This is a genomic window from Bacillus sp. LQ16 (assembly GCF_057784645.1).
This window is the reverse complement of record NZ_CM173491.1, coordinates 196,845-215,124: the sequence shown is the minus strand read 5'-3', so window position 1 is coordinate 215,124 and position 18,280 is coordinate 196,845. Positions and strand designations below refer to the sequence as shown.

The following is an 18,280-nucleotide window of genomic DNA, read 5'->3' as shown; positions in this document are numbered from 1 at the left end:
GTATGCCTCCCACAGCACATTTATAGCCAATCGGAAAAGTCGGTTTTAATCAGAAAAAAATAGATGTTTTTGAGGGGTAACAATCTTATTCCGACCTTTCCGGTAGACTTTATGGTTATTAGCTTATATCGTTCAGTATATTTTGTCAATTCTTTCTAAATAAATATTTTGAGAATTTTTCCAAAATTATCACTCTATCCTTATACTTTAAGAAAACTCAGCTATAATTCGTATTAAAAACTTAAAAATCTACTTCTATTTCTTCAGCATGAAACATAGAATACTAATAACCAATTACCAAAAAGGGGGCGAAAATATGGACAACCTATTCCAATACGTCCTGCACTACGTATTATTAACAATTATGATAGTCGGGGCGCTATTACTATTCCCGTTCTTCCCAAAGTTCGTCCTCTTTTTAGCTTTTTTTATCATGCTCGGGATCGCTATTATAATTTCAACAAGAGAAGATGCCACGCAGAAAGAGAGCAGAGTTCAGCGCGTAAAGCTGTAACTTTGCTCTCTTTTCGTTTTCAATCACTAGTCTCTGTTACACATATTTATCCCGCTATTTGCCGGGCAGTAACCCCCCCACTGATTAAAGTTTCACTTTATCTCTCGGGAAATAATTAGCCTTTGTTTTTGTGATTACTCCTATTGAAAAGCCACTAATGGCATTTATTTTTCATCTTATCATTTCATACGCTTCACAAGCTATGCAAATTGAGGAACACGGATTTATCTAAGTTACTGTTTCACGTGAAACACATCGCTTCATTTAATCTTTAAAGCAAAATATCATTATGAAAAAGCCACTTCCTCCAGCAAAACTGAAAGGAAGTGGCTTTCTACTCTTTACTCCACAATATTCTCTAACTCACTATATAACTTCGCTCGCAACAACTCTTTCATCGTTTTTTCCTCATATAATTTTTCAAGTCTTTCAACATCAGCTACATGTTCCATTTCACATTCTATTGCATATATATCTTCTTCTACATGCATTAACTCATTTTCAATCTCTTCAAGATTCCTAGCTTTTTTCTCTTTTACTGGAACCATTTCAACACTCTTTCTCCCTTGGCGTTTTTGCTTTATTACTTGCTTCTCAAGCTTTTCTTCCCATTTTTGACGAGCCCATGCATAGTTTCCTGCAAACTCAAATAATTTACATTCATCAATCCAGTACGTCTTTTCAAATAACTTATTTAAAAAATAACGATCATGTGAAACAGCTAGGATTGTTCCATTATATTGCTCAAGGGCTTCCTCTAAAACTTCCCTTGATTCAATATCAAGATGGTTTGTCGGCTCATCTAGAATTAGAAAATTGATGTCTTGATACATAAGTTGCGCAAGTCTTAACCTCATTTTTTCTCCACCGCTCAGTTGCGTTACTTTCTTAAATACTGCTGGACCATAAAATAAAAACTTAGCCAATATATGTCTTGCTTCTCCTTCTGTTACAGCTACATACTCTCTAAACGCTTCCAATACATTACTCTTCACATTTCCATACGTATGCTGTGATAAATAACCAATTTTGACACTACTACCAATTCGAATTTCACCAACGTCTGGATTTATTTCTTTTAATAGTAGTTTTAATAATGTAGTCTTTCCTGTACCATTACGACCAACGATAGCCGCACGCTCTTGAAAACGAACATGTAAATTCGCTTGTTCAAATAAAGGTCGGCCAGCAAAACCTTTACTCACTTCTTTCATTACAACAACATCTTTCCCGCTTCTCTCTTGCCCTTCAAACTGAAGACCCATCTGTTTTCGTTCTAAAATTGGCCTCTTTAATTTCTCTATACGTTCTAACGCACGTTCCATATTTCTCGCTCTTTTATGCAATCCTTCATTCGGAGGGTTCGCTTGATTTGCCCATTCACGTAGACGCTTAATTGCTTCTTTCATTTTCTTTATTTTCTTTTGTTGCTCCTGATAAGCTTGAAACTCTTGAAGTAATCTTTCTTCCTTCTCCTCAACGAACTGAGAATAATTCGTATGGTACACGTGAATCTCTCCATCTTCCAAATCAAAAATTTTCGTTACAACTTCATCAAGGAAATAACGATCATGTGAAATAACCATAACTGTTCCAGTGTATTCTTTTAAAAATTGCTCTAACCATTCAACTGCAAATAAATCTAAATGATTTGTTGGTTCATCTAATAGAAGTAAATCTGGTTTCTGCAATAGCATATATGCAAGGCTTACTTTCGTCTGTTCTCCTCCACTTAATTCCGTAAATACTCTTGAAAATAAGTCTGTCACTTGTAAGCCATTTGCTACCTTCATTATATTTGCCTCGATTTCATAACCACCGAGAAACGCAAATTTTTCTTGAATGACTCCGTACCTCTCCATTAGCTTTTCCAAAGCAGATTGTTCCTGTTCCACCGCCATATTTTTTTCTAAAGCATGCATTTCTTTTTCTAATTCCTTTTCTACTTTAAAAGCAGAACTCAATACATCATATACAGTCATAGCCTCATCAAACTTCGGAATTTGTGCGACATGACCAATACGTGTACCTTTCTTCATATGAATGGCTCCTGCATCCAAACTCTCCATTCCCGTTAGAAGCCCAAAGATTGTTGTCTTCCCACTACCGTTACGACCAACTAATCCAACACGTTCACCATTCTTTATTTCAAGCGATATATTTTCAAATATAGTGTTTCCACCAAAAGATTTCGTTACATTATTTACACTACAAATAGTCATTTTCCGTACTCCTTTCAATATAAAAAACCATGAGAAAGAAACATTCCCCATGGTTTTCGGCATAGAAAAAGGAAGCCAAATAGCTCCCTTTTCACACGTTTATTAAAAATGGGTGAAGAGATTTCTATCGTTCAATAGTCACTATGCAATTGTTAAAAAAGGGCATACGTATCCCGTTAACAACTACATCATGAAAAATCGCACGACAAAAATAGATAAAATCTAAAAATTTGGCACGTGCAGCTAAAGAACGTTTCATCTCATTCACCCCTTTCGTACGGAATTTAATACTTACTTCTTTATTATACTTTCCAATTTCATGTTTGAATAGTCATTTTTCTGAAAATAATGAAGATAGACTAAACATTTCAATAAGTGACATCAAATCTTACAAAACTGTTATGTTCACGTAATGGAAAGCGATAGTACGAAAAGATGCCTCCCTATACAATAAAGATGTAAACAAGAGAGACAAACAAAAGGAGGAAACAAACATGATGAAAGAAATCGTAAAAGCAATCTTTGAGGTATTAGTGAACGGACAAGCAGTTGTAAAAGAACTAAATGAACTATAAAAAGGAGTGAAGAAATATGATGAACATGGTGAAAATGATTTTACACGCTTTAGTCGATGCAAAAGCAGTTAGCCAAGAATTAAACCAACAATAAAAAGGGGTATATGAATATGAAGAAAGCCATTATTATCATTGCAAGCACAGCAATTACTTTATACACAATAAAAAATAGAAAAAAGAGAAATAATGAAAATGTTCTATATTATCCATACACACTATTAGAGAAAAAATAAAAGACAAGGTACCCTATCGTAATGAGGATATCTTGTCTTTTATTTTTTCTATATTGCCTTTAGAGGATTTCCTTCTCCTTTTCCCGAATGTATTAAGCGGGATTTTTACACATATTTTAAAGGGGCATATATATAAATGGATACACAACAACTATATTTTTTAAACGATATCGGTAAACAAAAACCAGAAAGTATTCGGAATAGAAGCGCTGCATGTCCATTTTGCGATAAAGAACATTTAACGGATATTTTAGCAACTGATGGTTCTATTATTTGGTTAAAAAATAAATTTCCTACATTACAAGATACATTTCAAACAGTGTTAATTGAAACCGATAATTGCGAAGATCATATCGCAACATATACAGAAGAACATATGCGGAAATTAATGCAATTTTCTATTCAACATTGGTTACACTTACAGAAGAAAGAAGAGTTCGCGTCTGTGATTTTATACAAAAATCACGGTCCATTTTCAGGTGGAAGTTTGCATCATGCACACATGCAAATTATCGGAATGAAACATGTAGATTATCTTGAAAATATTGAAGAAGAAAATTTCCAAGGGGTAATTGTTCAAAAAAACGAACGCATTGAGCTTAACATTTCAGAGCGTCCCATTATTGGCTTCACTGAATTCAATATAATCATTGATAATATTTCATATATAGATGATATGGCAAATTACATTCAGCAAACTGTACGTTACATACTGACAGATTTCCATAAAGGATGCAGTAGTTATAACTTATTCTTCTATTACTTAAATGGAAAAATTATTTGTAAAGTTGTTCCTAGGTTTGTCGTTTCACCGCTGTATGTAGGATATAAAATACCTCAAGTTTCTACAAAACTAGAAGACGTAAAAATACAACTAGCGGAGTATTTCACAAAATGACACGATTATCAAAAAAAATAGAGTAGGTTAAAACCTACTCTTTTATTACACCTTTATTTCGATAGTACACATCTTCTAATCCGATGTTATACTTCATGTTATTATCCGTCCACTCTGGCCCTAAATTCCCTGGCCATCCAGATGTATTCGCTATATATTTCAGTAATGCAAAATCAGTCAAACCTTTTTGCACCCCGCGCTTATATCCTTTCAGTAAATGCGGCATTGCAATTTGTGCATTTGTACGTGGATCTTTTAGCTCATCATCAGTTAAATGTTCTGGTGCAAGCCCGCCGCCGCGGTGCAGTTGAAACAATCCGAATGAAGTTCCATTATCTCCAACACTCCTTGGATTTAATCGACTTTCATGCTCAGCAATTGCAAGAGGTATCCATTCCGGAAGATTTACTTTCTTCGCTTCCTCTATAATGATTTGTTTCACCTGTTTTGCTTCTTCTGAATCAACATAGCTTGTTCCATTCACTAGCTTATCCATTCCTTCAGACTTTCCTTGGAAATATAAATATACTCCAAGAACAACTAAAAATCCTACAAAGAATTTCTTCACTACCTCTACCTCTTTCTCCGCTGAAATTTTTCCCCTTTCAGCCTTCCCTTTACAATTACCTACATTCTATTACTCTTTTATCATAGCAAATAACTATACATATTATCATCATGCTTTAGACCGATTTTGTGAAAAAACAGCTGGTAAATACGTGCAAAAATGTAACTTTCATAGACTATAACGCATTTATTGTATATAATTGTAAATTGAATTCTAAATATAAACTAGGAGAATAATAATATGAAAAAATGGCTGTTACTCTTATTTAGTTTACTACTATTAATTCCTGTCCCTATTTCCGCACAAAAAACTGAACAACCAAAAACCCTTATTTTATATAGTTCAAACGATGATCAAATTACAAGCGATATCCAAATACTTAATACACAAGTAGGGCATTTCACTAATAATATAACAATTAAAAACATAAAACAGTTAGCTGAAATAACTGATAAATCTTCGTATACACATGTTATTTACATGGGTGAAAAACAAGAAGAACTTTCTACTGAAGCAAAGGAATTTCTAGAAGGCTTCCCAGGACCATTACTAGTTTTAGGTCAAAATATAGAACAGTTATCTACTCGTTTTTCATTTATCACACTTAAAAATGAAGATATAAACTCTGATACAATTGAATATCCAACACGTAAACTAAAGAATATATTAGAAGAAGAAAGATCAATTAAACAACTTGATACAAACGGAACAATTCTCGCACATGCTTTAAGAGGAAATAATACTTATCCATTAATTGTACAGCAAAATAATTCTTATTATGTAGCTACTTCTAACCTCTTTGATTGGATATCTTATTATATTGGCGAAAGCCTATTTTCTTATTTTCAGCAAAAACCCGAAACCAATAAAAAATTAGCTTATTTACGTCTTGAGGATGTTCACCCAGCAGCAGATATAAATCAATTGAAAGAAATTGCTGAATTACTAAAAGAGAAGAAGATCCCTTACATGATCACTGTTATTCCTGTATATACAGATCCAGATACAGGTAAAACACTACATTTAAAAGATAAACCCGAACTAGTCGATCTTTTACGCTCTATGCAAGATGATGGCGCAGCGATTATTATGCATGGTTACACTCACCAATTTTATGATAGTGAAACTGGGGAAGGTTTTGAATTTTGGGACGTAAAGACGGATCAACCAATTCGCCAATCGAAACATGAAAAACCGAAGAGAAAAGATGAATTTCCAAATATAGAGTCATATAACCAATATGTAAAAAAAGGGGAAGAGTTTGAGGAAAAATATACGACAGATCATATCGAAAAGGGGATTCAAGAACTTGTAGATGCTAAACTATATCCTGTCGCCTTTGAAGCACCTCATTACACAATGTCTCAAAAAGGGTATGAAATATTATCAAGATACTTTTCAACTTATGTAGGACAACTACAGTTAAGTGATACAACTTGGAAATCCATGCACTCTCCAGCATATAGAAGTACACCATCATTTCTACATGGAATGAAATTAATGCCTGAAACAGTCGGTTTTATTGAAGAAGATAAGCCACAAGCTATTGCTAAAATGAAAGCAAATGCTTTATCTGTTGCTAAATTATCCGATGGGATTATTGGAGCATTCTATCATCCTTACTTAGGTGTGAAACCATTAAAAGAAGTGTTAAAGGATCTAGAGAGTATTCCAAATATAGAATGGATTGATTTACAAAAGGAAAAGAATGAAGTAAAAATGAAAGATATTCATATTACTACGAATAAAGACGGCATTCACGTTAAAAAACCAACAAGTGCAAATGACATAATTGATTATATAAAGCAATATGGCTTCTTCCTTATACTAGGATTCGTTATCATTGTCTTTCTTTTATTATTAAAACGTGCGAAAAAATTAGAATCCTAATACAAAACCACCGAGCGGAACGCTTGGTGGTTTTTTGTCATATATCAAACCGTGGCATTTTACTAAATAAATTCAACTTTTACTTTTTCCGTTACATGATTAAAACTATAATTCCCCTATCCTTTCAAATAAAATTGACTTGTATTTTCATATATTGTTTTTGCGACCTTATCAATGGATATGTTTTTTATAGAACTAATTTCCTTTAATACCTCTCGAATCATTCTTGGGTGCGTTATAACATCCTCTTGAAATTCCCACGGACCATCTGTTTCTACCATCATATATTCAAGCGGATAATACGAAACGATTTTTCTAATCTTCTCCTTATGTAAAACATCCGGTGTAATCGAAATATAATAACCATTTCTCATCATCCGTTTCATTGTTTCATCGCTTCCTTTAAACCAATGGAAGTGTGCACGTGAAACTTTATATTTCTCTAGCAAATCACATACAATGTCAGCATCTTCATAAACTGCGTGTAATACAATCGGCAAATTATACTTACTAGCTAGTTCTATAAATTTTTTCAATACAGCTATGTATGGATCTGCAGCAATTCTTTCATCTTCTTTTCTCAAATAATAGGGCAAACCTACTTCACCAATCGCAACAATTTCCTCTGCGTTCTGTTCAATAAGTTGATAAATCTGTTCACACTCTTCTTTATGAATCTGTTGCTCTGGATGAAACCCTATCGCTGGATATATAAAGGGATACTTCTTCGCTAAAGATAACGTTTCCTTACAAGATTGATAATTCATAGATACCGCAATAAGCCCCTTTATTTCTTTACTATTTTCCACCTCTTTTAGTAATCTGCTCTTCTCTTCATCCTTATATTGATCAACATGTATATGACTATCAATCCATTTCATCTTTATGCCCCCATAAAAAAAACAAGAAAGGACTTCCTTTCTTGTTTTAGCATCTATATTATTTAACAATTAAGTTTGTTATGATATCAAATAATCCAATACACACTACGGCAACAGTAAAGTAGCTACAGAAATCTTTAATTGGTAACTTCACTACTTCTTCTTTACGCATCCCATTTTTCTCCCTTCTTACTAGATCCCTAATTATTTTTCTATCTGTATCTATTATGCAAAAAATATGACAAATTTACTATCGAATTAACTTACGTAAACCTTACAATGTTGTAAGGTTTAAAAAAGATCCCCATCTTTATTCAGATGAGGATTATTAAAAATTAGTTGGTTTTTCATTCTTCATTACAAACAGAAAGTAATACATTGATACTTTCTAGTTACACTATATGAAAATTACTATCTTTTAACTATCGAATTACATTACAGAAGGCTTACATGTTTGTAAGTTATGTGTAATGTAATTCGATAGTTCTCCTTACTTATATTTCGTACAATAAAGTTAGAAAGTAAGCCAAATAAGAAGAACAATCACATAACCAAATTACATTGCTAGTAGCTACTCTTCTTATACCTTTCACCCATGCTACTACAATGTACCCCCTTCCCCTTTATATAACAAAAAAGCCTTAGTCTATATGGACTAAGGCTTTTTTGTTAACCTTAAAAATACCCTTACCCAGTATTTTTATTTTCGACAAAAAATAGCTGGGGGTATATTTCGCTATCTCACCGTTAAAAGTTTACTCTTCGCATTTATAGGAATATTTGCAACCTCAATCTCTTCAATGGACTCACCGTAACGCCCTTTTGCAAAAACCTTTAATGCTTCATCTCTCTTTAACATATGCTTAACCGTTTTCTTTATTTTCTGCTCTCTACCACGTTCATCGAATGCAATAAATTCATATTCATACCACTCATCACCGATATGCTGACCAATTGTATTCACAACCGTATAGTATTCTTTCGTCTTATAAAATGGATTATATTTATCGATAACCGGTCCAAGTTTCGTAGGCAGTAACATTACTACTATCACTATCATCGCTATTATAGTAGTGATCATTTTTTTCTTCATAATAAACATTCCTCCTCTGCAGGATATATATACATCCATTTTAAAAAGGGGGAATAAAATCTACTATTGAATCTCATTACATTACACTTACATTTTTGTAAGAATTAAAAAAGGTGAACGAATTTACTCGTTCACCTTTTAGCTTGCTTTAAAGCCACCGCCAAGTACATCACGTACATCATGTATAACAACGAAAGCATCTTCATCTACCCGGCTAATAACTTGTTTTAACTTAACAAGCTCTTGTTTATTAATAACAACATATAAAACTTCTTTATTTTTACCAGTATATCCGCCGCGCCCTTCTAATACAGTAACACCGCGTGTCATATTTTTCGTAATAGCTTCACGAATTAAATCTGGTTGATTCGAAATAATCGTAACAGCCGTTTTTGTGTCCATTCCTTCTACAATGAAATCAATCACCTTCGCTCCAATGAACACAGCCACAAGTGTATACATCGCCTTTTCTTGCCCTATTATAAATACAGAACCAGCAATTACAACAATATCAATAATTAGTACGCCTTTACCTACACTCCAACCTAAATATTGATTTGCTAACTGAGCTAAGATTGCTGATCCTCCCGATGTACCTCCGGCTTTGAACATACAGCCTAATCCAATGCCCACAAATAAACCAGCAAATAAAGCTGCTAATAATGTATCACTATTTACATGATACTCAATATGTTCTGTAACGTATAAAAACAAAGATGTTTCTACAATCCCTAAAATTGTATAAATCATTGTTTTCTTATCAAAAAATTTATAACCAACAGCTAGTAAAATTGCATTTATAGCAAAGTTCACAATTCCTGGTGACCAATCAAATAAGTAGTACGTAACAACCGTTAAACCAATAATTCCACCTTCCGATAAACGGTTTGGAATTGCAAAGTAATTAATACCAATTGCGAATAATAATGAACCAATTGTAATTAGTGTTATTTCCTTTATACGTTGATTAACCATAGTTCATACCCTCCCCCCATTTGACATTGTATCACTATCTCCTAGAGGTTTAGAAGTGGTTTTTATTCCGCATTTTCCCTCTTAAAAATTGAAATATTATGTTTAAACAGAGGGTTGATTAATTATTCATATTTGCTCTAACTGCACGGACAAATCGCTCCACATTCCCTTTCTGAATATACTTAGCGCGAATGGTTTCATGACTACAAGTAAATTCAAAATACGGATGAAAATCTATGCTATCTATATGCAAATATGAATACTCTTTAAATGTTGAAGAATAGTACGGAAATTTCCCGTAAAAAAGGAGACGTCTAGTAGTGGCAACAAAAACCCCATGTTGATACGATAATATAAAATTATCCTTCTCAAATATCCCTACCACAAAAGCCAGAATCTTTTCATCATCATCTACATACTTTTTCATACTCGATAAAAGTTCATTCATGCATATTCCTCCAAATTCTATTCACTGCATTAACACTTGAAAAGAATCCATGGATTATTACAGACCGGTTTAACTCCTTTATAAAGTATGAAACGCGTTTCCTGTCAAAGATATTTCAAAAAAATAATCCGTTATGCGATTATACACATAACGGATTACGATTAAACTGTAGAGCGTTCCACAAGTTCGTATGGAATTTCCAGCTTTTCTTGTTCAGAACTCTCGTCATTCACTTTTCTATGCAACATTTCAAAAGCAGTTTTCCCTATCTCCTTTAAATTTTGATCAATAGTTGTCAATTGTAACACTTGCGAGATAGGTTGATTATCAAAGCCAATAATCGCTAAATCCTCAGGAACTTGAATCCCTAATTTTTCAACCTCTGTCATAACCCCAATCGCAACTTCATCACCTGCTACTATTAATGCTTCAGGAAGATCCTGCATCTCTTTTAACTTATGAGCCACTTTTACACCATCTTCTAGTGTAAAACATTCTGTAAAGATCCATTCTTCATTAACCTCTTCGTCTATAGATTGCAATTGCTGTTTATAAACATCAAAACGTTTTTGGCTACTTGGCCCTAATTTCCTTCCCGTGCAATAACCAATTTTTTTATAACCTTTCTCAATCAAATAATCCATTCCTAATTGAAAGGCCGCTGAATGATTCGTATATACACTTGAGATGTTTGAAATATCATTGTCTTCACAAGCAATTATTGCGCCGTAAGAAGCATACGGTTCTATCGTTTCCCAATCATTTGCACGTGAACAAATAATAAGACCATCCAATTGTTTTGTTTTTAACATATGTAAACTTTTCATTTCTTCTTTTTTATTATAATTCGTTTGGCAAAGTAGCACCCTGTAATTATGCGCTAACGCAGTCTCCATCATTCCGCTCACCATCGCATCAAAACACGGATGATTAATATACGGTAAAATCACACCAACAATATTCGTTTTTCCTTTTGATAAATGAACAGCATTTGCGTTTTGCGAGTAATTCAATTTCTCAACTATCTCTATAACCGCTTTCCTTTTTTCTTCACTTACATATGGGTGATCATTCAACACTCTCGAAACAGTCGTAACTGAAACTCCCGCCATCTTTGCAATATCTTTAATATTAGCCATTCACTCACCTCTACCTTTAACTTAATGAATCTCATGAACATATGTCAAATCTTCTTATCATTACACCTTCATTCGTTTCTCTTACAAAAGTGTAATTTTTCTGTAAGCTAATTCGATAGTTACTTTCCGCAACATTTCATACAATGGAGTCAGAAACAGGGTAACAACTATTCGAAAAGGAGCGGATTAATATGCTGAACAAAATGAAAACGAACAATTTCTTAAATACAATGGGCATGGTATTTTCCGCTCTTATCGACGCAAAAGCTGTTGCTTCTACATTAAACAAGTAAGGAGAATATATTATGAATAACATCACTTTTAACAAATTAGATTTTTTAGGACTAGCTAGTGGCTCGCTTCTTCTTACTGCTTTTATTTACGCCGCTACGCTTGTATAACTTTGTGTCCCCTTTCCCCTTTATTATAAATAGTAATAGAAAAGACGACCGTCTATGCCCGGTCGTCTTTTCTTATTTTTGATTTGATTGCAAAGCTTCTTTTAACTCCTCAAACTTCTCATTTAATTGATCTGTCATCATTTTCATAGCGGTTTTTCGATCTATTTGTTCTCCAGCCTCAATTTGAATTGGATCTCCAAAAATCAATTGTGCCTTTTTCCCCTTTATTAATTCTTTTACACTTGATGGACCAACATAAGCTGCCGGCACTAAAGGTACATTAGAACGCATCGCAATTGTCACAGCACCCGCTTTTAATGAAACATCTTCCGCTGATCTTGTTCCACTCGGAAAAATCCCTACTACCTTTCCTTCTTTTAATAAACGTGATGGAATTTTAAGTGTACTTGGTCCTGGATTCGCACGATCTACAGGGAATGCATTTACATTTTTAAAGAACCAATTTTTGAATTTCCCTTCAAATAATTCTTTTTTGGCCATGTAATGAATTTGAGTTGGATACATCCCTGTAGCTAACATTAATACATCCATAAAACTTGTATGTGTACATGCAACAACATACGGTCCACCTTCTGGTAGCTTTTCTCTTCCTTGTACTTCTACTTTCCCAGCTGTTTTAAATATATATTTCAACAAAAATGTAATTGGTTTATACATTTATTTCGTTCCTTTCTAAACATCCGAAGTATAATCATATTCTTATAATAATTATAACACTAAGTTTTAGGAGTTGGTAATAAAATTAAGGATGAATTGTTAAATTTCAATTCTTACAAAAGTGTAATTTTCTTGTAAGCTAATTCGATAGTTACTTCTTACTATATTTCATACAATTAAGTCAGAAACAGGGCAACAATTATTCGAAAAGGAGTGGATCAATATGATGAACAAAATGAAAACGAACAATTTCTTAAATACAATGGGCATGGTATTATCGGCTCTTTTCGATGCAAAAGCTGTTGCTTCTACATTAAACAAGTAAGGAGAATGTATTATGAATAACATTGCTTTTAACAAATTAGATTTTTTAGGATTAGCTAGCGGCTCTCTTCTTCTTACTGCTTTCATTTACGCTGCTACGCTTGTATAACTTTGTGTCCCCTTTCCCCTTTATATAGAAAAAGACGACCGTCTATGCCCGGTCGTCTTTTTAATTTTTTCTTTCTTTCAATTCTTTTAAAAGCTGTATCAGCTCAGCTTGTTGTTTTATCTTTTTACGACCATTTCGATTAATTGCTGCAAGCTCACAGGCAACTCCGACGGCGAAGAAAAACAATAAACTTTCTAACATGTGAAATCCTCCATTTGCCTATTAAACAGCTTGACGTAATTGCTCTTCTTGTAAAACTCTCTTATTTATATTTTCTTCTTTTCTCTGACAAACGTTATTGCGAATAAGCGCTGCAATAACAAGTACAGTCCCTATAATATCAAACATTGTGATCTGATACCCTTGCATCATCATAATAACTAAAGTCGTAATTGGTACAAAATTAATAAATAAAATCCCATTAATGGATGATAAAATTTTCACACCATAGTTCCAAGCAAGTAGCGCTACAATACCTGGCAATGTCATCATAAATAACAAATCGTACTTCACAATAGAAATCGTTCCCATACTAGGAACTGAAACATATCCAAGCGACGTAATAATTACCGTTATAATTCCTGTAACAGTCGTACCGAATACACACGTCAACGTAGAATAACGTAATGTTGACCAATCACTACACATTTGACCACCCATCGTATAAATAACCCAGCCTACAACACCAATAAATATAAATGCTAATGAGAACATATTATCTTTCAATGTTACAAAGAAACTCATGTCACCTTTTGTAATAACAAACACAGCTCCTACAAAAGCAATAACCATACTCGTTATCATATACTTCTTCGGTTTTATATGCTTATATCCCCATAAAATACAAATAGAAATCATCGGCATAAGTGATTCCATAATGGAAGCTACCATTACACCCGACTTACCCATTAACATTTGCCCTAAAAATATGAGGACATTATATACTGTAAATGCCATCGTTCCAAAAAAGACGAGTAACTTTCCTCTTCCCTCTAAACGAAATGCCTGTTTTCCTTCTTTCATTAACAACAATACAATCAGCATTATCGCCACTGCTCCATAACGAATAAGAGAAAAATAAAATGGATCTATGTATTCTAGCGCATGATCAGCAACTGGAAACATCGCTCCCCATGACATACTCGCAATTAAACACGCTAAAGCCCCTATTATCATTTGACCTCTTCTCACCGCAATCCCCCGTTTCTTTCTATTTGCACAAAGAGAATTGTAAAAGAAAAAATATATCACGTAAAATGATTCAAAATGATGTTAACTATCATTTATAATGATAGTTAACATCAAGGGGGATTACAAAATGGAATTACGAGACTTACAAATCTTTAAAAGCGTTGCCGACCAGGGTAGTGTAAGTAGCGCAGCAAAGGAATTAAATTATGTACAATCAAATGTAACTGCACGTATTAAACAACTAGAAAACGAATTAAAAACCCCACTCTTTTACCGCCATAAACGAGGAATGACTTTAACAGCTGAAGGAAGAAAAATGCTCGTTTATGTTAGTAAAATTTTGCAAGATGTCGACGAACTAAAACAAGTATTTTTAGATAGCGAAACACCCTGCGGTATATTAAAAATCGGTACAGTCGAAACAGTAAGTACACTGCCTACCATTTTATCTTCTTACTATAAAAGCTATCCGAATGTCGATTTATCATTACAAGCGGGTCTAACAGAAGAATTAATTAGAGAAGTACTTGATCATCAATTAGATGGCGCCTTTATATCAGGTCCTATTAAACATCCACTAATCGAACAATACGATGTTAGTACAGAGAAATTAATGCTTATAACACAAAATAAAGCCTTTCATATAGAAGAATTTACAACAACGCCTCTACTCGTTTTTAACCAAGGATGCGGATACCGTTCCAAACTAGAACGTTGGCTTAAAGACGAAGGTTTGCTACCAAAAAGAATTATGGAATTCAATATATTAGAGACAATATTAAACAGCGTTGCACTCGGCCTCGGAATTACACTCGTACCACAGTCTGCTGTCCATCATCTTTCTAAAGCAGGTAAGGTACATTGTCATGCAATCCCTGAAAAATACGGCAGTATTTCAACGGTTTTCATACGCCGTAAAGATAGCTATATGACGAATTCAATGCGTAGTTTTTTAAAAACAATTGAAGAACATCATCATATCAATATGCTGTGAAAGACATTCTTACATGAATGTCTTTTTTTCTTACAAAAGTGTAAGTCTTTCGTAAGCTAATTCGATAGTTGCAAGTGGACATATTTCCTATAATTAAGACATAAGCAGGGCAACAACAATTCGAAAAGGGGCGGATACGCATGATGAACAATATGAAATCAAATAAATTTTTAAATACAATGGGCATGGTGCTATCCGCACTTGTCGATGCAAAAGCTGTTGCAACTACATTAAACAAATAAGGAGAGATTATAATGAACAACATTACTTTCAACAAATCAGACTTTATCGGACTTGCAAGTGGAGCTACTCTTCTTACGGCTTTCATTTATACACTTGCTCAAGGTCTTGTTTAACACTTTGTTTCCCCAAACCCCTTTATATATAGAAAAAGCTGCTCGTCTTATAGACAAGCAGCTTTTTAGTTTGTTTCATATATAATTTGACCTGTTTTCGTAATATCATATCCGCCAATTGCATTTAATTCATTATGAAATTCTTCCGATTGCAGAATGTCTTTCACGACTTCAATCAGCTCTTCATTTTCTTTATTCTTCAAAATTACTAAATCATACTGTTCTTTCATGATTGGAATAAAGTCCACATTTACAATTTGCGAAAACTTTTCTGAACCTACTCCTACATCAGCTTTTCCATTTGCAACTTGCGTGGCAACACCCAGATGATTCGATTCTTCCCATTCATATCCACTAATATCAGCTTTATTTAATTTTTGGATTCGTAATTGTTCATCCACTAACACTCTAATACCAGAACCCTTTTCTCGATTTACAAACTTTATAGTGGATCCAGATATGTCGGCCCATGTCTTTATTTTCTTCGGATTTCCTTTTTGGACATAAAATCCTACATTTCTGGACAATAAATTAATCATAATACATGGCTGGCCTACTAAAATGCGTTTTACATAAGGAACATTATATGTACCCGTTTCACCATCAAACAAATGCAAACTAACGATACTTCCTTCTCCTTGATACATTTTCACTAAACTTGTTAAGCTACCTTGATACGCCCTTAAAACATTAGAACTTGGCAAACGATTTTCTATACGTTTAGCTAACATATCTAACGTTAGTTCTTGACCACTAATAATACACGTGTTCAAGATACTACTACCATCGTTTTTTACAGGAGTAACTTGTACCTTTCCTGTTTTCATTTGTTTTATATATTGATCTAAATCTGCTGCATCAATGCGCATCTGTCTACCAACTCTATAAGAAGGAAGTTCTCCTTTTTTAATTAAGTCGTATACAGTTAATTTTGATACTTTTAATCGCTTTGCTACTTCTTCCGTTGTGTAGGAATGATGATCCATAGACGATTCCTCACTTTCTTCTTTCATTGTAACAAAGAAAAGAATATTTCTCCTATTTTTTAAAAATAGATATATGTTCAAATTATATTCAATTATAACTAGTTATATTTAGTTATATTTAGTTATAATTAGATGTGTCAAAACGAAAGGGGATTTTTTTATGAATAAATTTACATTACGTTCGATTGGGGCACTTATACTTTCTTTTCTTCTTATATTTAGTGTTGCATGTATAAACGGAGATAAGAAAGAGAAATCAACTGCTAAAGAAGGAAAAGCAGTTGAACTTACTATCTCAGCTGCTGCAAGCTTACAAGATGCATTAAAAGAAATTGAAAAACAATATAAAGAAAAAGAACCAAATATTAAACTTTCTTTTAACTTCGGTGCTTCTGGAGCACTTCAACAACAAATTGAACAAGGTGCACCTGCTGATTTATTCTTCTCTGCTGCAGAAGATAAATTCCAAATCCTTGTAAAAAAAGGATTCATTAATGAAAAAGAAGGGAAAAATCTTCTTGGAAATGAACTAGTTCTAGTCATCCCTAAAGATAGTTCTCTTACAAAATTTCAAGATTTAAAAGATGAGAAAATCAAAAAAATCGCACTTGGTACACCTGAATCTGTACCTGCTGGCAAATATGCAAAGGCCTCTCTAACACACGAAAACCTTTGGAATGATGTTCAAAATAAAGTCGTATTTACAAAAGATGTTCGCCAAGTGTTAACATATGTAGAAACAGGGAATGTCGATGCTGGTATCGTATACAAAACAGATGCTCTCATTTCAGATAAAGTAAAGATTGGTGAGGCAGCAGCAGCTACTTCTCATGAGCCAATCCACTATCCTTTAGGTGTTATAAAAGAATCTAAACATAAGAAAGAGGCGAATTCATTTTATGAGTATTTGCAGTCAAAAGATGCACAATCTACCTTTAAGAAATATGGATTTACAGTCCTGTCGTAATTACTATGAGCATTGATGCTATTATATCGCCTGTCTTTCTATCTTTAAGAGTAGCTGCGTGTGCCACTATTCTCGTTACAATTTTAGGGACGATTGTCGGACGAGCACTAGCTCGCTCCTCATGGCGATATAAAGTACTATTAGAAACCATATTTTTATTACCAATGGTACTTCCACCAACTGTTATCGGCTTCTTTCTCATTATCATCTTTGGAAACAACAGCCCGATCGGAAGGTGGGTTGAATCATTATTTCAGCAGTCTATTATGTTCACATCTACCGCTGCGATCATCGCTTCTACAGTTGTTGCATTTCCACTTATGTACCAATCAGCGAAAACGGGATTTTCTATCGCAAATGTACAAATTGAAGAAAGTGCTCGTGACCTTGGCGCAAGTGAATATCAAGTTTTTCTGCACGTTACACTTCCGCTCGCATTTCCTGCATTACTAAGCGGGATGATTTTGAGCTTTGTCCGCGCGCTCGGTGAGTTTGGTGCTACACTCATGTTTGCCGGGAATATCCCTGGTAAAACACAGACAATCCCGACTGCAATTTACATGGCCATTGACGCAAGTAATATGCAACTCGCCTGGACACTTGTGGTTATCACTATTAGTATGTCACTCCTATTTCTGCTATGTATTCAGCTTATTAACAAAAGAATTACTAACCCTTAAAGCAGCTTTTTTGGAAGCTGCTTCTTTATTTCTTAGGAAATAAAATATACCACCGGGAAATAACTGAATTTTACCTCTTATTTAAATATACATTTTATTTGAATTCACTTTCTAAAATAGGCAATTTCCTGTTATTATATGGAGGTGTTTCAAAAAAT

The 18,280-nt window shown here is 33.8% G+C and carries 22 protein-coding genes; 10 read left to right on the top strand and 12 right to left on the bottom strand.

Going from position 1 to position 18,280, the window contains the following annotated elements; translation table 11 throughout:
* Positions 1-316: 316 nt before the first annotated feature.
* Positions 317-514, top strand: a complete 198-nt coding sequence (locus AC3EMB_RS01230) for a hypothetical protein (protein ID WP_000369254.1) — start codon at positions 317-319, stop codon at positions 512-514.
* Between the two features lie 341 nt (positions 515-855).
* On the opposite strand, the gene abc-f is transcribed toward AC3EMB_RS01230, so the two are convergent.
* Together abc-f and AC3EMB_RS01220 are read right to left on the bottom strand one after the other, a co-directional pair.
* Positions 856-2,787: a ribosomal protection-like ABC-F family protein gene (gene abc-f, locus AC3EMB_RS01225; RefSeq protein WP_140155682.1), complete on the bottom strand. Its 1,932-nt coding sequence runs from the start codon at positions 2,785-2,787 to the stop codon at positions 856-858.
* A gap of 73 nt (positions 2,788-2,860) precedes the next feature.
* On the bottom strand, positions 2,861-2,995 hold the full coding sequence (locus AC3EMB_RS01220; RefSeq protein ID WP_000830643.1) for an RAxF-45 family protein: 135 nt from the start codon (positions 2,993-2,995) through the stop codon (positions 2,861-2,863).
* 420 nt (positions 2,996-3,415) lie between these two features.
* On the opposite strand from AC3EMB_RS01220, the gene AC3EMB_RS01215 reads away from it, so the two are divergent.
* Positions 3,416-3,544, top strand: coding sequence for a hypothetical protein (locus AC3EMB_RS01215; RefSeq protein WP_053565418.1), 129 nt, complete (start codon positions 3,416-3,418; stop codon positions 3,542-3,544).
* 136 nt (positions 3,545-3,680) lie between these two features.
* Positions 3,681-4,442 (top strand): DUF4931 domain-containing protein, encoded by a 762-nt coding sequence (locus AC3EMB_RS01210; RefSeq protein ID WP_053565419.1) that lies wholly within the window; start codon positions 3,681-3,683, stop codon positions 4,440-4,442.
* Between the two features lie 34 nt (positions 4,443-4,476).
* Here AC3EMB_RS01210 and AC3EMB_RS01205 read toward each other — a convergent pair whose 3' ends face one another.
* The gene (locus AC3EMB_RS01205) at positions 4,477-5,010 is read right to left on the bottom strand and encodes a transglycosylase SLT domain-containing protein (protein WP_000713252.1); all 534 of its coding nucleotides are present in this window, start codon (positions 5,008-5,010) and stop codon (positions 4,477-4,479) included.
* Positions 5,011-5,250: 240 nt separating this feature from the next.
* On the opposite strand from AC3EMB_RS01205, the gene AC3EMB_RS01200 reads away from it, so the two are divergent.
* Positions 5,251-6,900 carry a DUF2334 domain-containing protein gene (locus AC3EMB_RS01200; protein WP_053565420.1) on the top strand — a complete coding sequence of 550 codons (1,650 nt, stop codon included), beginning with the start codon at positions 5,251-5,253 and terminating at the stop codon, positions 6,898-6,900.
* A 116-nt stretch (positions 6,901-7,016) separates the two neighbouring features.
* Here the strand turns inward: AC3EMB_RS01200 and AC3EMB_RS01195 are convergent, their stop codons facing one another.
* From AC3EMB_RS01195 to AC3EMB_RS01175, 5 genes are all read right to left on the bottom strand, one after another.
* Entirely contained in the window at positions 7,017-7,781 is a 765-nt protein-coding gene (locus AC3EMB_RS01195) for a TatD family hydrolase (RefSeq protein WP_053565421.1), read from the bottom strand.
* Between the two features lie 736 nt (positions 7,782-8,517).
* Positions 8,518-8,874, bottom strand: a complete 357-nt coding sequence (locus AC3EMB_RS01190; RefSeq protein WP_000728423.1) for a YxeA family protein — start codon at positions 8,872-8,874, stop codon at positions 8,518-8,520.
* A gap of 138 nt (positions 8,875-9,012) precedes the next feature.
* Complete coding sequence (locus AC3EMB_RS01185) at positions 9,013-9,849, bottom strand: YitT family protein (RefSeq protein ID WP_000248045.1); 837 nt, start codon at positions 9,847-9,849, stop codon at positions 9,013-9,015.
* Between the two features lie 118 nt (positions 9,850-9,967).
* Positions 9,968-10,297, bottom strand: coding sequence for a PH domain-containing protein (locus AC3EMB_RS01180; protein WP_001004245.1), 330 nt, complete (start codon positions 10,295-10,297; stop codon positions 9,968-9,970).
* Positions 10,298-10,458: 161 nt separating this feature from the next.
* Positions 10,459-11,436 carry a LacI family DNA-binding transcriptional regulator gene (locus AC3EMB_RS01175; RefSeq protein WP_001273903.1) on the bottom strand — a complete coding sequence of 326 codons (978 nt, stop codon included), beginning with the start codon at positions 11,434-11,436 and terminating at the stop codon, positions 10,459-10,461.
* 305 nt (positions 11,437-11,741) lie between these two features.
* Here AC3EMB_RS01175 and AC3EMB_RS01170 point away from each other — a divergent pair, with 305 nt between their 5' ends.
* Entirely contained in the window at positions 11,742-11,837 is a 96-nt protein-coding gene (locus tag AC3EMB_RS01170; RefSeq protein ID WP_001060007.1) for a DUF3948 family protein, read from the top strand.
* Positions 11,838-11,909: 72 nt separating this feature from the next.
* On the opposite strand, the gene AC3EMB_RS01165 is transcribed toward AC3EMB_RS01170, so the two are convergent.
* On the bottom strand, positions 11,910-12,515 hold the full coding sequence (locus tag AC3EMB_RS01165) for a lysophospholipid acyltransferase family protein (protein ID WP_000277778.1): 606 nt from the start codon (positions 12,513-12,515) through the stop codon (positions 11,910-11,912).
* A gap of 337 nt (positions 12,516-12,852) precedes the next feature.
* Here AC3EMB_RS01165 and AC3EMB_RS01160 point away from each other — a divergent pair, with 337 nt between their 5' ends.
* On the top strand, positions 12,853-12,948 hold the full coding sequence (locus tag AC3EMB_RS01160; protein ID WP_001059387.1) for a DUF3948 family protein: 96 nt from the start codon (positions 12,853-12,855) through the stop codon (positions 12,946-12,948).
* Between the two features lie 60 nt (positions 12,949-13,008).
* On the opposite strand, the gene AC3EMB_RS01155 is transcribed toward AC3EMB_RS01160, so the two are convergent.
* Together AC3EMB_RS01155 and AC3EMB_RS01150 are read right to left on the bottom strand one after the other, a co-directional pair.
* A complete protein-coding gene (locus AC3EMB_RS01155) occupies positions 13,009-13,149 on the bottom strand; it encodes a YrzO family protein (protein ID WP_000894065.1) in 141 nt (46 codons plus the stop codon).
* Positions 13,150-13,170: 21 nt separating this feature from the next.
* Positions 13,171-14,139: a DMT family transporter gene (locus tag AC3EMB_RS01150; protein ID WP_488517404.1), complete on the bottom strand. Its 969-nt coding sequence runs from the start codon at positions 14,137-14,139 to the stop codon at positions 13,171-13,173.
* Between the two features lie 127 nt (positions 14,140-14,266).
* On the opposite strand from AC3EMB_RS01150, the gene AC3EMB_RS01145 reads away from it, so the two are divergent.
* The gene (locus AC3EMB_RS01145; RefSeq protein ID WP_064531607.1) at positions 14,267-15,133 is read left to right on the top strand and encodes a LysR family transcriptional regulator; all 867 of its coding nucleotides are present in this window, start codon (positions 14,267-14,269) and stop codon (positions 15,131-15,133) included.
* A gap of 254 nt (positions 15,134-15,387) precedes the next feature.
* A complete protein-coding gene (locus AC3EMB_RS01140; protein WP_001060018.1) occupies positions 15,388-15,489 on the top strand; it encodes a DUF3948 family protein in 102 nt (33 codons plus the stop codon).
* A 65-nt stretch (positions 15,490-15,554) separates the two neighbouring features.
* On the opposite strand, the gene AC3EMB_RS01135 is transcribed toward AC3EMB_RS01140, so the two are convergent.
* The gene (locus tag AC3EMB_RS01135; RefSeq protein ID WP_016513342.1) at positions 15,555-16,475 is read right to left on the bottom strand and encodes a substrate-binding domain-containing protein; all 921 of its coding nucleotides are present in this window, start codon (positions 16,473-16,475) and stop codon (positions 15,555-15,557) included.
* A gap of 160 nt (positions 16,476-16,635) precedes the next feature.
* Between AC3EMB_RS01135 and modA the strand changes: the two genes are divergently transcribed.
* Together modA and modB are read left to right on the top strand one after the other, a co-directional pair.
* Positions 16,636-17,442: a molybdate ABC transporter substrate-binding protein gene (gene modA / locus AC3EMB_RS01130; RefSeq protein ID WP_416474992.1), complete on the top strand. Its 807-nt coding sequence runs from the start codon at positions 16,636-16,638 to the stop codon at positions 17,440-17,442.
* A gap of 5 nt (positions 17,443-17,447) precedes the next feature.
* Positions 17,448-18,122 (top strand): molybdate ABC transporter permease subunit, encoded by a 675-nt coding sequence (modB, locus tag AC3EMB_RS01125; protein WP_002152004.1) that lies wholly within the window; start codon positions 17,448-17,450, stop codon positions 18,120-18,122.
* Positions 18,123-18,280 lie beyond the last annotated feature (158 nt).

Bases quoted from the DNA above. Each gene is read 5' to 3' on its own strand.
- AC3EMB_RS01230 (WP_000369254.1), top strand. From the start codon at position 317: ATGGACAACCTATTCCAATACGTCCTGCACTACGTATTATTAACAATT.
- abc-f (WP_140155682.1), bottom strand. From the start codon at position 2,787: ATGGGGAATGTTTCTTTCTCATGGTTTTTTATATTGAAAGGAGTACGG.
- AC3EMB_RS01220 (WP_000830643.1), bottom strand. From the start codon at position 2,995: ATGAAACGTTCTTTAGCTGCACGTGCCAAATTTTTAGATTTTATCTAT.
- AC3EMB_RS01215 (WP_053565418.1), top strand. From the start codon at position 3,416: ATGAATATGAAGAAAGCCATTATTATCATTGCAAGCACAGCAATTACT.
- AC3EMB_RS01210 (WP_053565419.1), top strand. From the start codon at position 3,681: ATGGATACACAACAACTATATTTTTTAAACGATATCGGTAAACAAAAA.
- AC3EMB_RS01200 (WP_053565420.1), top strand. From the start codon at position 5,251: ATGAAAAAATGGCTGTTACTCTTATTTAGTTTACTACTATTAATTCCT.
- AC3EMB_RS01195 (WP_053565421.1), bottom strand. From the start codon at position 7,781: ATGAAATGGATTGATAGTCATATACATGTTGATCAATATAAGGATGAA.
- AC3EMB_RS01190 (WP_000728423.1), bottom strand. From the start codon at position 8,874: ATGAAGAAAAAAATGATCACTACTATAATAGCGATGATAGTGATAGTA.
- AC3EMB_RS01185 (WP_000248045.1), bottom strand. From the start codon at position 9,849: ATGGTTAATCAACGTATAAAGGAAATAACACTAATTACAATTGGTTCA.
- AC3EMB_RS01180 (WP_001004245.1), bottom strand. From the start codon at position 10,297: ATGAATGAACTTTTATCGAGTATGAAAAAGTATGTAGATGATGATGAA.
- AC3EMB_RS01175 (WP_001273903.1), bottom strand. From the start codon at position 11,436: ATGGCTAATATTAAAGATATTGCAAAGATGGCGGGAGTTTCAGTTACG.
- AC3EMB_RS01170 (WP_001060007.1), top strand. From the start codon at position 11,742: ATGAATAACATCACTTTTAACAAATTAGATTTTTTAGGACTAGCTAGT.
- AC3EMB_RS01165 (WP_000277778.1), bottom strand. From the start codon at position 12,515: ATGTATAAACCAATTACATTTTTGTTGAAATATATATTTAAAACAGCT.
- AC3EMB_RS01160 (WP_001059387.1), top strand. From the start codon at position 12,853: ATGAATAACATTGCTTTTAACAAATTAGATTTTTTAGGATTAGCTAGC.
- AC3EMB_RS01155 (WP_000894065.1), bottom strand. From the start codon at position 13,149: ATGTTAGAAAGTTTATTGTTTTTCTTCGCCGTCGGAGTTGCCTGTGAG.
- AC3EMB_RS01145 (WP_064531607.1), top strand. From the start codon at position 14,267: ATGGAATTACGAGACTTACAAATCTTTAAAAGCGTTGCCGACCAGGGT.
- AC3EMB_RS01140 (WP_001060018.1), top strand. From the start codon at position 15,388: ATGAACAACATTACTTTCAACAAATCAGACTTTATCGGACTTGCAAGT.
- AC3EMB_RS01135 (WP_016513342.1), bottom strand. From the start codon at position 16,475: ATGGATCATCATTCCTACACAACGGAAGAAGTAGCAAAGCGATTAAAA.
- modA (WP_416474992.1), top strand. From the start codon at position 16,636: ATGAATAAATTTACATTACGTTCGATTGGGGCACTTATACTTTCTTTT.
- modB (WP_002152004.1), top strand. From the start codon at position 17,448: ATGAGCATTGATGCTATTATATCGCCTGTCTTTCTATCTTTAAGAGTA.